This is a genomic window from Pontibacter anaerobius, from assembly GCF_026241195.1.
Classification (GTDB): Bacteria; Bacteroidota; Bacteroidia; order Cytophagales; family Hymenobacteraceae; genus Pontibacter; species Pontibacter anaerobius.
The window spans coordinates 22,328-35,687 of record NZ_JAPFQO010000006.1 but is presented as its reverse complement, the minus strand read 5'-3'; the positions used below and the strand labels follow the sequence as shown (position 1 = coordinate 35,687).

The 13,360-nt window shown below is 54.1% G+C and carries 6 protein-coding genes; 3 read left to right on the top strand and 3 right to left on the bottom strand.

Annotated elements, in window-relative coordinates; translation table 11 throughout:
- Positions 1-58 precede the first annotated feature (58 nt).
- Positions 59-955 carry a helix-turn-helix domain-containing protein gene (locus OO017_RS09130; RefSeq protein WP_266052172.1) on the top strand — a complete coding sequence of 299 codons (897 nt, stop codon included), beginning with the start codon at positions 59-61 and terminating at the stop codon, positions 953-955.
- 218 nt (positions 956-1,173) lie between these two features.
- On the opposite strand, the gene glgB is transcribed toward OO017_RS09130, so the two are convergent.
- From glgB to OO017_RS09115, 3 genes are read right to left on the bottom strand one after another with little or no spacing between them, the layout of a single operon-like run.
- A complete protein-coding gene (glgB, locus tag OO017_RS09125; RefSeq protein ID WP_266052171.1) occupies positions 1,174-3,498 on the bottom strand; it encodes a 1,4-alpha-glucan branching protein GlgB in 2,325 nt (774 codons plus the stop codon).
- The gene (gene treS / locus OO017_RS09120) at positions 3,491-6,826 is read right to left on the bottom strand and encodes a maltose alpha-D-glucosyltransferase (RefSeq protein ID WP_266052170.1); all 3,336 of its coding nucleotides are present in this window, start codon (positions 6,824-6,826) and stop codon (positions 3,491-3,493) included. Before treS ends, glgB begins: the two co-directional genes overlap by 8 nt.
- A gap of 24 nt (positions 6,827-6,850) precedes the next feature.
- Positions 6,851-8,872 carry an alpha-1,4-glucan--maltose-1-phosphate maltosyltransferase gene (locus OO017_RS09115; RefSeq protein ID WP_266052169.1) on the bottom strand — a complete coding sequence of 674 codons (2,022 nt, stop codon included), beginning with the start codon at positions 8,870-8,872 and terminating at the stop codon, positions 6,851-6,853.
- A gap of 212 nt (positions 8,873-9,084) precedes the next feature.
- Here OO017_RS09115 and treZ point away from each other — a divergent pair, with 212 nt between their 5' ends.
- Together treZ and OO017_RS09105 are read left to right on the top strand one after the other, a co-directional pair.
- Positions 9,085-10,932 carry a malto-oligosyltrehalose trehalohydrolase gene (gene treZ / locus OO017_RS09110; protein ID WP_266052168.1) on the top strand — a complete coding sequence of 616 codons (1,848 nt, stop codon included), beginning with the start codon at positions 9,085-9,087 and terminating at the stop codon, positions 10,930-10,932.
- Between the two features lie 3 nt (positions 10,933-10,935).
- A complete protein-coding gene (locus OO017_RS09105; RefSeq protein WP_266052167.1) occupies positions 10,936-13,359 on the top strand; it encodes a DUF3536 domain-containing protein in 2,424 nt (807 codons plus the stop codon).
- The last annotated feature ends 1 nt before the right edge of the window (position 13,360 follow it).

Here is a 13,360-nt window from a genome sequence, read left to right as displayed (position 1 = left end):
CGCATGAAGCAAAACTTGAAAAAGGTGGTAATTTTGAACAACTGTAAACGATAGCGGTATGGATAATTTGCGAAGATTTGAGACCATCAATGATTACAACGCCTTCAACAACAATGAGACGCTGCACCCGCTGGTGAGTGTGGTGGATGTCTCGAAGGCAAGCCCCAGGCAGGCCTCCAATATGTATTTTGGATTTTACACCGTGTTTTTGAAAGAAGTCAATTGCGGTAATCTGCGGTATGGCCGCCATACTTATGACTACCAAGAAGGCACGCTGGTGTTCATTGCGCCGGGACAGGTGGTGAGCGTGGAGAACAGTGGAGAAACGTATCAACCCAAAGGGACTGCGCTTATCTTTCACCCTGATCTGATACATGGCACCCCGCTCGGGCGGCACATGCAGGACTATACGTTCTTTGGCTACCAATCTAATGAAGCCCTTCACTTATCAGAACGTGAAAGGAAAATTATCCTGGACTGCCTTTCCAAGATCGAGTACGAACTGGAGCATGCCATTGACCAGCACAGTAAACGGCTCATCGTATCCAATATCGAGTTGTTCCTGAACTACTGCATCCGTTTTTATGACCGCCAGTTTATTACCCGCGATAACGTACACAAAGGTATTTTAGAAAAGTTTGAGAGTTTGCTGATTGAGTATTTTCAATTCGATAAACCACAAAGGATCGGCTTGCCTTCTGTAGCTTTTTGCGCAGGTGAGCTGAACTTATCCGCCAACTATTTCGGCGATCTGGTAAAAAAAGAAACTGGAAAATCAGCGCAGGAATACATACAGGCAAAGGTGATCGATGTGGCGAAAGAAAGAGTATTTGACCAAAGCAAATCGGTGAGCCAAATTGCCTATGAATTAGGCTTCAAATATCCCCAGCATTTTACGCGCCTGTTCAAGCAAAGGGTGGGGCAATCCCCGAATGCGTATAGGATGCTGAACTAAATACTTCCTTAACCCGGAATACGAAGTTCTCGCCTGCTTTCTATACTAATCATTTATATTGGCGTGATTAGTGAGAAGGAAGTCCGAAGTATAATCTGCTGTTGAGAAAGAAAAAGCCGCTGCCAAAGTATAACTCATACTTTGGCAGCGGCCCATTTTATACTTTCACTGAAAAGGCTGCCTCTCCTAGAAGAACACCTCACAGTTATACGTACTGCTTATTCAGTCAGCAACTTAAAGTATACCACGGCTAATGGCGGTAGTTTTAATGTCATGGAGTGGGCCTGCCCGTGGAACGGCTCCGGCTCCGTTTGTATCGGCTCCGGGTTGTGCACGTCGCTGCCGCCGTAGCGTTTGTCGTCTGAGTTAAAGATCTGCACCCATTTGCCGGCATGCGGAGCGCCTAAACGGTAATGCTCGTGCAGGGCCGGTGTAAAGTTGCACACCACCAGGATCTCATCTCCCGGTTTATCCCCCTTACGCAGGAAACTCATGACCGAGTTATGGGCATCGTTCAGGTCTACCCACTGGAAGCCCTCGGGGCTGAAGCTGTGCCTGTACATGCCCGGCTCCGCCTTATAAACGGCGTTAAGTTCGCGCATCAACTGCTGTATACCCTGATGCGGGGTGTAATGCAGCAGGTGCCAGTCCAGGCTGCTGTCGTGGTTCCATTCAGTGCTCTGCGCAATTTCGCAGCCCATAAACATCAGCTTGCCACCCGGGTGGGCATACATGTATGAGTACAGCGCACGCAGGTTTGCAAAGCGTTGCCACTCATCACCCGGCATCTTACCCAGCAGCGATCCTTTGCCGTGCACCACTTCGTCGTGCGAAAGCGGCAACATAAACTTTTCGGAGAAAGCGTAGATAATGCTGAAGGTTATCTCGCCCTGGTGGTAGCGGCGGTAGATCGGGTCTTTGGAGAAATAGTGCAGCGAGTCGTGCATCCAACCCATCATCCACTTCATGTTAAAGCCTAGGCCTCCGTCCTCCACATGGCCTGTTACCATCGGCCAGGCCGTAGATTCCTCGGCAATGGTGAGCACCTCCGGGAAATTATCGTGCACTGCGTGGTTAAAGTCCTTGAGTAAGGAAATCGCCTCCAGGTTTTCGCGGCCACCGTACTCATTCGGAATCCACTCGCCTTCTTTGCGGCTGTAGTCTAAGTATAGCATCGAGGCAACGGCATCTACCCGGAGCCCGTCTACATGGTACTTGTCCAGCCAAAAAAGCGCATTGCTGATCAGGAAGGAGCGAACCTCGTTGCGTCCGTAGTTAAAGATGTAGCTGTTCCAATCCGGGTGGAAGCCCTTTCGCGGGTCAGCGTGCTCAAACAGGTGCGTTCCGTCAAAATAGGCCAAGCCATGTTCATCCGAAGGGAAATGCGACGGTACCCAGTCCATGATCACGCCAATGCCGTGCTGGTGTAGCACATCGATCAGGTGCATGAGGTCCTGCGGCGAACCCAACAGGCTATGGGCGGCAAAATATCCCGTAATCTGGTAACCCCACGAGCCGCTGAACGGGTGGTACATCACAGGCATGAACTCCACATGCGTAAAGCCCATTTCCTTTACATAAGCCGGCAGTTCCTCGGCCAGTTCGCGGTACGTAAGCGGACGGTTATTATCCTCTGGTTTGCGGCGCCAGGAGCCCAGGTGCACCTCGTACACGCTGTAAGGCTGCGGCTGCCCTGTCTTGCTCTTGCGCTCATCAATCCATGCCTGGTCCTGCCACTCGTACTGCAGGTTATTTACAATAGAGGCTGTCTGCGGCGGCACTTCACGGCAAAAAGCAAAAGGGTCGCTCTTCTCCACGTGGTACAGGTGGTACTTGGATTTAATATGATATTTATACATCATACCTGCCTGTACATCCGGTATAAAGCCCTCCCAGATGCCGGAACCGTCGTGGCGCACATGCAGCTGGTGGTTCTCCCGGCTCCAGCCATTGAACTCGCCCATCACCGACACCTGCTCCGCATTCGGGGCCCACACGGCAAAGTATGTACCCTGTCGCCCGTGCACCTCCATCGGGTGCGACCCCAGCTTCAGGTACAGGCTAAAGTGCTTTCCTTCCTTAAACAGGTAGATATCGTAATCCGTGAAAAGACTGGCATACCACACCGGCTGATCGGGCTGTTGACCGGCTGGCACCAGCACATCGCCGGCTTCTACTACCTTGGTGGCAGCAGCTTTAGCCCGCGTGCGGGTTTTGGCCTTCACTACCTCCTGCACACCACTTTTCGAGGCTACCTGCACCGGCACCTCTGCCCCTGCTGCCTCTCCTTTCTTAGGCCTTCCGCGCCTCTTGGCAGGAGCTGCTTTACCGGCTGTGGTAACCGGGGCGCCCATCTCGGCAGCGGGTGCATCCGTTGCTTTTTTTCGCGTGGTGCGTTTGGCCTTGGCCTCCGCTTTTGCCTCCTCAGCCGCCATAGGTTCCTCCTTCTTTTTGCGGGAGGTGGTTGCCTTGGTGGCTTTTGCGGTGATTCCCTTGTTTTGATCGGTAGTCTCGGGGGTTATGCTTTCTTTTCTCTTAGCCATTCTTATACTTTTTCATGATGTACTTGATGCCTCTGATAGGGATGAGCACCCAATCCGGACGGTTATTCAGTTCATAGCCTAACTCATAGATGGCTTTCTCCAGCAGGAAAGTATGGATGAGTATCTCAAAATCCTCTTCCTTGGCTGGCACGATGCCGGTACCCATAGTTTTGCTCAGGTAGGCGTGCATGTAGAAGCCGCTGCCGTAGTGGTACCACTGCTCGGCCCAGGCCTCCAGGTAATCCACGTCCTCCTTGCGGAGACCTTCTTCCTGGAACAGCGCACTGTAGGCGGCGTAATGGAACGAGCGGATCATTCCGGCCACATCGCGCAGGGCAGATCGCTTCAGGCGGCGCTCGCTAAAGGAGCGTGCCGGTTCGCCCTCAAAATCGATGATGTAGAAATCCTTGCCCGTAAACAACACCTGCCCCAGGTGGTAATCGCCATGGGTCCGGATCTTCTGCGTGTCAATCTTATGGGCGAAGATCATCTTCAGGCGCTCCAGAATCTCGCCGCGCATCTGCAGCACCTCCTCTGCCTCACCGCGCACCTGCTCCGGCAGGCCAGGCAGGTGCTTCTGCAGGCTATCGAAGTTGCTGCGCACCAGTGAGGTGAGCGAAGAATACAATGAGCGCTGGTAGTGCAGCGAGAAGTTCTCCGGTGTAAAGTCTTTGTTATCGGTTACAGAGCCGAGGGCCAGGTGCATCTCTGCGGTGCGCTGCCCCAGCAGTTCCAGCCGTTCCACGTGGGCACCGCCAATCTGCATCTGCATCTCTTCTGGTATATCAGAAAAAGCCAGCGGCCGCGACAGTGTACCAGACACCGGTCCAATCTTCAGTCGCTCCGTCTGTGTTTGCAGGCGCTCATACAGTCGTTTCAGCGCATCACCCATGTAGTTCCAGGCATCTCCCTGGTTCGGCACCAACTCCTGCAGCATCATCAGCACCATCGGCGGCTTGTTACCCTCCTGCTGTTCCAATGCTCCCAGGAAACGAGGCACATGGTCGTAGCCGATGCGCTCTGTTAGCATCTGTACCACTTCCACATCCGGGTTTAGGGTGCGGTCGAGCTTTCGGTATACCTTCATAAAGAAAGCATTATTGTAGATAATGGAGGTATTGCTTTGCTCCGCCGAAAGAATTTTAGAGGTGAGTGGCCCCTCTATGTTCTTGATCTCAGAACTTACTCCGCGGTGGCTGTGCCCTACCAGTTCTGCCCCATCGTGGCGCAGCTTCTTGCGTCTTACCATCAGCTGCAGCAGCATCAGACGGAAATCCTCACTGTAAAGCGCATCGTACAGCACACCATCCTTACTGTCTATATTTACGCGTGAGATGACGGCGTTCGGGTTATGATCACGCAGCTCCTGCTCCTGATCGCCGGTGGCGAAGGCTATAGGCAACTGGTATACTTCCGGCAGCCCCTCGTTGTAACTTACTTCCACAAACAGCAAAGCTGCACCGCCTTTACTCAGCGGCAATGGCATACTTTGCACTACCTGCATGCGCTGCAGGGTGCGGGCTTTGCCTCCAAACCAACGGCGCTGCCAGATGTATTGCGGCAGCACCCTGCTCTCCAGCTCGCGGAGGGTGCGGGCACTCAGCGGTTGCTTTAGGCTACCCATTTTCATAGCCGGGCGCGCCTGGTCCCCCTCCGACTCCTGCACAACCTCCTGCGGACGAAGCTCCATCCAGTAGTAGCCGTGGCCACCTATGGTAAACAGGTACGGTTCGTCTTTTACGGATGGGAATTTATTCTTACTGAACACCTCCATCGGCACATGCCCCTTGTAATCCTGCAAGTCCAGCTCCACGGCCTCCGGGAACCGCGACAGGTTGGCGATGACAAGTATGATCTCCTCCTCGTACTCGCGCACAAAAGCCAAGACTTTAGAGTTGCTTGGGTTCAGGAACTTTATACTTCCGCGGCCAAACGCTTTGTAGCGCTTGCGCATGTTAATGGTGCGGCGCATCCACCAGAGCAGCGAGTTACCATTGTGGTTCTGCGTGTCCACGTTAATGGATTCATACTTATACTCCGGGTCTATGATGACAGGCAGGTATAGCTTTTGTGGGTTGGCTTCGGAGAAGCCGGCGTTACGGTTGTCGTTCCATTGCATCGGGGTGCGCACACCATCGCGGTCACCCAGATAGTAATTGTCTCCCATGCCAATCTCATCGCCATAGTATACCACCGGCGTTCCGCGCATCGAGAAGAGCAGTACGTTCATCAACTCAATTTTGGCGCGGTCGTTGCCCAGCAGCGGTGCCAGACGGTGGCGTATACCCAGGTTTATGCGGGCCATTGGGTCCTTAGTGTATACTTTGTACATGTAGTCACGCTCCTCGTCTGTCACCATCTCCAGCGTCAGCTCGTCGTGGTTGCGCAGGAACATGGCCCACTGGCAGCTCTCGGGTATAGGCGGCGTCTGGTTAAAGATGTCGATGATCGGGTAGCGGTCTTCCATCTTCAGGGACATGAACAGGCGCGGCATGATCGGGAAGTGGTAGTTCATGTGGCACTCATCGCCGTCGCCAAAGTAGGAGGCGGAATCTTCCGGCCACATGTTGGCCTCGGCCAGCAGCAGCTTGCCAGTATACTTCTGGTCCACGTGTGCACGCAGTTTTTTCAGGAAGTCATGTGTTTCAGGCAGGTTCTCGCCGTTGGTCCCCTCGCGCTCAAACAAGTATGGCACGGCATCCAGGCGGAAGCCATCCACCCCAAGGTCGAACCAGTAATCGAGCACCTTGAAAACCTCCTTCTGCACGGCAGGGTTGTCGTAGTTCAGGTCAGGCTGGTGCGAGAAGAAGCGGTGCCAGTAGTACTGCTCCGCCACAGGGTCCCAGCTCCAGTTGCTCGGCTCATAATCGGTAAAGATGATGCGCACATCCTTATACTTGTTGGGGTCGTCGCTCCATACATACCAATCCCTGTACTTAGAGCCTTTTTTTGCCCGGCGTGCCCGCTGGAACCACGGGTGCTGGTCAGAAGTATGGTTGATAACCAACTCCGTGATCACTTTCAGCCCGCGCTTGTGGGCCTCCCGCACAAACACCTTAAAGTCCTGCATTACCCCGTAACTTGGGTTAATGCTCAGGTAGTCGGCGATGTCGTATCCGTCGTCGCGGAGGGGGGATGGGTAAAAGGGCAGCAGCCAAATAGCCGTTACACCTAAATCTTCCAGATAGTCCAGCTTCTGCATCAGTCCCTTAAAGTCCCCAATGCCGTCGCCGTTCCCGTCTTTAAAGGCTTTTATGTGCAGTTCATAGATAATGGCGTCTTTATACCAATGGATGTTGTCGTCAAGCTCGAGTTTTTCGTCTGCCATAGTTGTGGTCAAAAGGGTTCTTTTTTATTCGTTGGTGTGGTGCTCAGATGGCAGCCAGGTATCGTCTAAATTATCGTGCCCCATGCCAGGGCTGGCCTCCTCTATCCGGAAAACGTGTACCGGCATCTCGTGCGGTCGCAACTCCACGTAGTTATATTCACCGGTCCAGGTATACTTGCGCTCGGTCAGCAGGTCGTGCACCATGTATTGCTTGTCCGATTTCATCTTCAGCTTCCAGAGTGGCACTTTTACCCAACCGCTTTGCGTATGATGCGGATCCAGGTTTACCACTACGAGTATCTTGTTCTTATAGTCGCTGCTCCACTTCACGTAGCTAAGTATGGCCTGGTTCTCACAGTCTCCAAAGTGGATGTTCCAGGTGGTCTGCAGAGCCGGGTTCACCTTACGTATCTTGTTGATGAGCGAAATCACCTCCCGTATCTTTGTCAGTTTGCCCCAGTCCCAGTGCTTCACTTCGTACTTTTCGGAGTCATAGTATTCTTCTTTGCCCGGCACCGGCTGGTTGATGCCAAACTCATACACGGGGCCGTAGAGGCCATAGTTAGAGGACAAGGTTGCGGCCATCACCACGCGGGTAATGTGGGCAGGCTCTCCGCCCTCCTGCAGCGCATAAGGGAGTATATCCGGGGTGTTGGGCCAGAAGTTCGGGCGGAAGTACTCGCGCAGGTCCGACTGCGTCAGCTCGGTCATGTACTGCTTTATCTCGTCGGCGGAGTTGCGCCAGGTAAAGTATGTATAGGATTGCGTGAAACCGATCTTGGCCAGGCGCTCCATCACGCGCGGTCGGGTAAAGGCCTCGCTCAGGAAGATCACCTGCGGGTACTGCTTGTGTATCTCGGCGATCACCCATTCCCAGAAACTGAAGGCTTTGGTATGTGGGTTATCCACCCGGAAAATAAACACACCCTGATCTATCCAGTGCAACAGTACGCGCTTAAGCTCACGCCATAGGTTTGGCCAGTCCTCGGTCTCAAAGTTCACCGGCAGCACGTCCTGATACTTTTTAGGTGGGTTTTCGGCATACTGCACCGTTCCGTCTGGGCGCCACTTAAACCACTCCGGGTGTTCTTTTACATAGGGATGATCGGGAGAGCACTGAATGGCAAAGTCCAGAGCCACCTCCAGTCCGTGCTCCCGTGCCTGATGCACAAACTCGCGGAACTCTTCGGGTGTACCCAGGTCGGGCAGAATGGCATCGTGGCCACCCTCGGCTGCACCGATGGCCCACGGAGAACCCGGCTCCCCCGGCTCGGAGGTAACGGAGTTGTTTTTGCCTTTGCGGAATGCGCGGCCGATCGGGTGGATAGGAGGCAGGTAGATCGTGTCGAAGCCCATCTCGGCGATGCGGGGCAACAGGCGGATACAGTCGTTAAACGTGCCGTGGCGGCCAGCCTCCTGCGCCGACGACCTCGGGAAAAACTCATACCAGGCGCTGAAGAGAGCCTTCTGCCGCTCCACGTCCAGCTGCAGGATCTTATCGTAGACTGTCACGTTCTCTTTTTCGCAGCAGGCATGCATCAGTTCGCTTACATCAGGCCCGGTGGCAAAGGCAACGTCCTCCGAGTGTGATTGGCTGGTACGTAGCTGCTCGGACCACTTGCGGAGTCGCTTCTGCTGACCTGGCTTGGATTTCTCAGCGGCGGCCTCCATCTGTTGCGCACCAATCTGCAGCTCCACCGTTACATCCTGGTTGGCCTCAAACTTCTTCTTCAGCCCTTTCTGCCAGCTATAGAAATGGTCCACCCAACCCTCAATAGTATATTCGAAACGCCCCATGGCATCCGGCACAAAAGAGCCTTGCCAGCGGTCATTCCCTAAAAACTCCATCGGCACTTCGTTCCATTTCTTGCGGCGAGAGTGGCGGTACAGCAGCCTTGCCTGTACCTCGTCGTGGCCGTCGGCAAACACGTCGGCGGTAACCACAAACTCCTCCCCTACCACGCGTTTGGCCGGGAACCTGCCGCAGTTAATTTCGGGCTTTACATTTTCTATTACTATCCGTTTCGTTCCTTCGAGCTGTTCCATTCAGTATTATTCTGCGTTAACCGTTGTACGTACTTAACTCAGAATAAATATGTTTCGCTGTATATTACAGAAGGTGCCGCTGGCTTCGTCAGCAGCACCGCTAATGAAGCCAAGACACTAAAAAAACACCAGGCTATACATACAGACCTGCAAAACGCACAACCTAAAACCAACAAACTCAGTTAATGAGTGCTGAGAAAAACCACGTTTTTATGGCTGTACTGAGAGAGATAGGAGCGCATTATTCCCCCGAAAAAAAAGGAACGGTTTTTACCGTTTGGGCCCCCAAAGCAAAACATGTGGAGGTGCTGCTGCACAAGCCCGAACCGATACAGGTACCGCTGCAGCGCGAGGCCATGGGCTACTGGACCGCCCTCAGCGAGTTTGCAAACCCTGGCACCCGCTACACCATTATGCTGGATGAGGAAACAGAGCGCCCGGACCCTGCCTCACACTTTCAGCCTGATGGCGTGCACAAAGCCTCTGCTGTACTAGACCACACCTCCTTTTCCTGGACCGATAAAAAATGGAAGAACCTGCCGCTGCACCAATACATCATCTACGAACTGCATGTGGGCACTTTCACCACGGAGGGTACTTTTGAGGGGATTATGGAGCGCCTGCCGGAACTGAAGGACCTGGGTGTTACGGCCATTGAACTGATGCCGGTGGCGCAGTTTCCGGGGAGCCGCAACTGGGGCTACGATGGCGTGCTGCCCTTTGCCGTGCAGAACTCCTACGGCGGCCCCGAAGGGCTGAAGAAGCTGGTAAACGCCTGCCACGAACAGGGGCTGGCCGTAGTGCTGGACGTCGTCTACAACCACATGGGTCCGGAAGGCAACTACCTCCACGACTTCGGCCCATACTTTACCGATAAGTATAAAACGCCCTGGGGCATGGCTCTCAACTTCGACGACAATTACTCCGATGCTGTCCGCAATTACTTCTTCCAAAACGCCCTCATGTGGTTCCGGGAGTACCATATTGATGCGCTGCGCCTGGATGCCGTACATGCCATCTACGACATGGGTGCCAAGCATTTTCTGCAGGAGCTGCAGGAGCATGTGCAGGAACTGGAGGAGCAGGCGGGCCGCGACTTTATACTTATCGCCGAAAGCGATCTGAACGATGTGCGCCTGATAAACCCGATGGACCGCGGCGGCTACGGCCTGGATGCCCAGTGGAGCGATGATTTCCACCACGTGCTGCATGCCATGGTAACCGGCGAGCAGGAAGGTTATTACGTGGGCTTCGGCAAACCGGAGCAGCTGGCCAAGGTTATGAAAAGAGCTTTTGTTTATGACGGTCTGTACTCAGAGCACCGCCACCGCACCTTTGGCAGCAGCACCGAGCACAACAAAGCGGAGCAATTCGTAGTCTGCTCCCAGAACCATGACCAGGTAGGCAACCGTATGCTGGGCGAGCGCCTATCCGACCTGGTGGATTTCAAGACGCTGCAGGTGTTGGCCGGGCTGGTTATACTTTCGCCGTACCTGCCCATGCTGTTTATGGGAGAGGAATACGGCGAAATGAACCCTTTTTTATACTTTGTGAGCCACGGCGACGAGGATCTGATAGAGGCTGTGCGCAAGGGCCGCCGCGAAGAGTTCAAGGCCTTTGCCTGGCAGGGCGAGGCCCCGGACCCACAGAGCAAGGACACCTTTAACCGCTCCAAACTCAGCCGAAGCTATACTTCCAATACACAGCAAAACCAGTTACGAGAGTACTATAAACGCCTGCTTCAGCTGCGCAAAAACTCGGCAGCCTTATCCAAACCTGACAAGGACAAAGTGTCGGCTCGCCTGGATGACCACAACATGGTGCTCCACCTTATTCACCAAACCAGGGAGCCGTACCTGTACTGCCTCTTCAACCTCCACGACTCTCCTCAAAGTATAAACCTGGCACAACCCGAAGAGAACATCGGCAGCTGGAAAACCATACTTCATTCGGCAGCAGCGGAATGGGGCGGGCCGGGCAGCGAACTTCCTGATATGATGGAGCAGAAGGCAGCGGTTGTTTTGCCTCCAAAGTCCGTTCTCATACTTCAACAACAATAGCGCATGAACAAGTATATCTGCATACACGGGCACTTTTACCAGCCCCCTCGCGAGAACCCCTGGCTAAATGAAGTAGAATTACAGGAATCTGCGGCGCCCTACCACGACTGGAACGAGCGGATCTCCGATGAGTGCTATGCCCGAAACTCTGCCTCGCGCATACTTAACGGAAGCGGGAACATCGTGGATATCATCAACAACTACAGCTATATCAGTTTTAACTTTGGCCCCACCCTGCTGGAGTGGATGCAGAAAAAAGACCCGGATACGTACCAGGCCATTCTGGATGCCGACAAGCAAAGTATGAAACGCTTCTCCGGCCACGGCTCAGCCATCGCGCAGGTATACAACCACATCATCATGCCGCTGGCCAACGAGCGCGACAAGCACACACAGGTGATCTGGGGCATCTATGACTTTAAGAAACGCTTCGGCCGCGACCCGGAAGGTATGTGGCTGGCCGAGACCGCCGCCGATACCCCCACCCTGGAGGTGCTGGCCGAGCATGGCATCAAGTTCACCATCCTGTCGCCGTACCAGGCCAAGGCCTACCGCAAGATCGGGGATAAGGAATGGACAGACGCCGTGGGAGCCAACATTAACCCGCGCCGCCCATACCTCTGCAAGCTGCCGTCGGGCAAGGAGATCGTACTGTTCTTCTATGATGGTCCGGTTTCGCAGGGGATCGCTTTTGAGGGCTTGCTGGAACGCGGCGAGGATTTTGCCAACCGCCTTAGCAGCACATTTGAGGAGCATACCAAAGAGCCGCAGCTGATGCACATCGCCACCGACGGCGAAACCTACGGCCACCACCACCGCTTCGGCGAGATGGCGCTCTCCTATGCCCTCAACCACTTACAGGAAGAGAAGCTGGCGCAGGTTACCGTGTATGGCGAGTACATGGTCAAGCATCCACCAAAGTATGAGGCCCAGGTCATAGAGCCCAGTTCCTGGAGCTGTGCGCACGGCGTGGAGCGCTGGCGCAGCAACTGCGGCTGTAACACCGGCGGCCATCCCTCCTGGAACCAGGAGTGGCGCAAGCCCGTGCGGGAGGCCTTTGACTGGCTGGTTGAGCAGGTTACGCCGCTGTACGAGCAGGAAATGCTTAAGCTCGGGGCCGACCCGTGGATTACCCGCAACGACTATATCCAAGTGATTATGGACCGGTCTGAGGAAAACGTAGCCGCCTTTATAAAAAACCATACATTGCGCCAGCTCACAAAAGAAGAGCAGGTGCGTTTCCTGAAGCTGATGGAGATGCAGTACCATACTCTGCTGATCTACACCAGCTGCGGTTGGTTTTTTGATGAGGTGACAGGTATCGAGACCGTGCAGGATATTCTGTATGCCGCAAGGGCACTCCAGCTGGCCCACGACCTGGGCAGCCATGACCTGGAGCCTGAGTTTATAGAGCGCCTCAGCAAAGCCAAAAGCAATTACAAAGACCGTGGCGATGCCGGCGCAACATACCAGCGTATCGTGAAGCCTACCATGATCGATTTGCTCCGCGTGGGTGCCCATTATGCCGTGTCCTCTCTTTTCAAGGATTTTACCGAAGTACTAGAGCTTTACAGCTATACCGCCGCCTCCGAAGAGTATGACATAATACAAGCCGGCCGACAGCGTCTTGCCATGGGCCGCGCCAACATTAAAAGCAGAGTCACCTGGGAGGAGATCACCATCACTTACAGTGTGCTGCACCTCGGCGACCACCAGCTTTTTGGCGGCGTGCGGGAGTTTATGAGCCATGAGGAGTATGACCGGCTGCGTGAGGAGCTAAAGTCAGCTTTTGAGCGCGGCTACGTAAGCGAGGTAATCATGCTGCTCGACAAGCATTTTGTGTCTCACAACTACTCTTTCTGGCACTTGTTTAAGGATGACCAGAAGAAGATACTGGACCAGGTGCTGGCACAAACCATGGAAGGCCTGGAGAACGATTTCCAGCAGCTCTACGACAACAACTACTCCCTCATTTCGGCCATTATGACCATTGGCATGCAGATGCCGCGCCCGCTGCAAACCACTGTAGACTACATTGTGAACACACGCCTGATGCGCGAGCTTGCATCAGAGGAGCCGAGTCCGCAGGAGATAAAGCGCCTGCTGGAGGAAGGGAAGCGCATGAAGGTGACCCTGACCTACGAGGACCTGGAATTTGCCCTGTCGCAGCGCGTGGACCTGATGATGAAAAAGATACAGGAGCACCCGCAGGACACCGCCACCATGGACCTGCTGATAGAACTGCTGGAAGTAGTGGGTGGCTCTAAGCTTGAAACAGACTACTGGCAGGCCCAGAACATTGCCTTCCAGATGCAGCAGGACGGTTACCTCGACCTGAGAAAGCGAAGTGAGCAAGGCGACAAAGAAGCCGCTGCCTGGGTCCAGAAGTTCGAAAAGCTTTACCAAAACCTCAACCTGAAAGTATAAT

What these genes read in the sequence shown, in the direction of transcription:
- OO017_RS09130 (WP_266052172.1), top strand. Translation starts at nt 59, where the DNA reads ATGGATAATTTGCGAAGATTTGAGACCATCAATGATTACAACGCCTTC.
- glgB (WP_266052171.1), bottom strand. Translation starts at nt 3,498, where the DNA reads ATGGCTAAGAGAAAAGAAAGCATAACCCCCGAGACTACCGATCAAAAC.
- treS (WP_266052170.1), bottom strand. Translation starts at nt 6,826, where the DNA reads ATGGCAGACGAAAAACTCGAGCTTGACGACAACATCCATTGGTATAAA.
- OO017_RS09115 (WP_266052169.1), bottom strand. Translation starts at nt 8,872, where the DNA reads ATGGAACAGCTCGAAGGAACGAAACGGATAGTAATAGAAAATGTAAAG.
- treZ (WP_266052168.1), top strand. Translation starts at nt 9,085, where the DNA reads ATGGCTGTACTGAGAGAGATAGGAGCGCATTATTCCCCCGAAAAAAAA.
- OO017_RS09105 (WP_266052167.1), top strand. Translation starts at nt 10,936, where the DNA reads ATGAACAAGTATATCTGCATACACGGGCACTTTTACCAGCCCCCTCGC.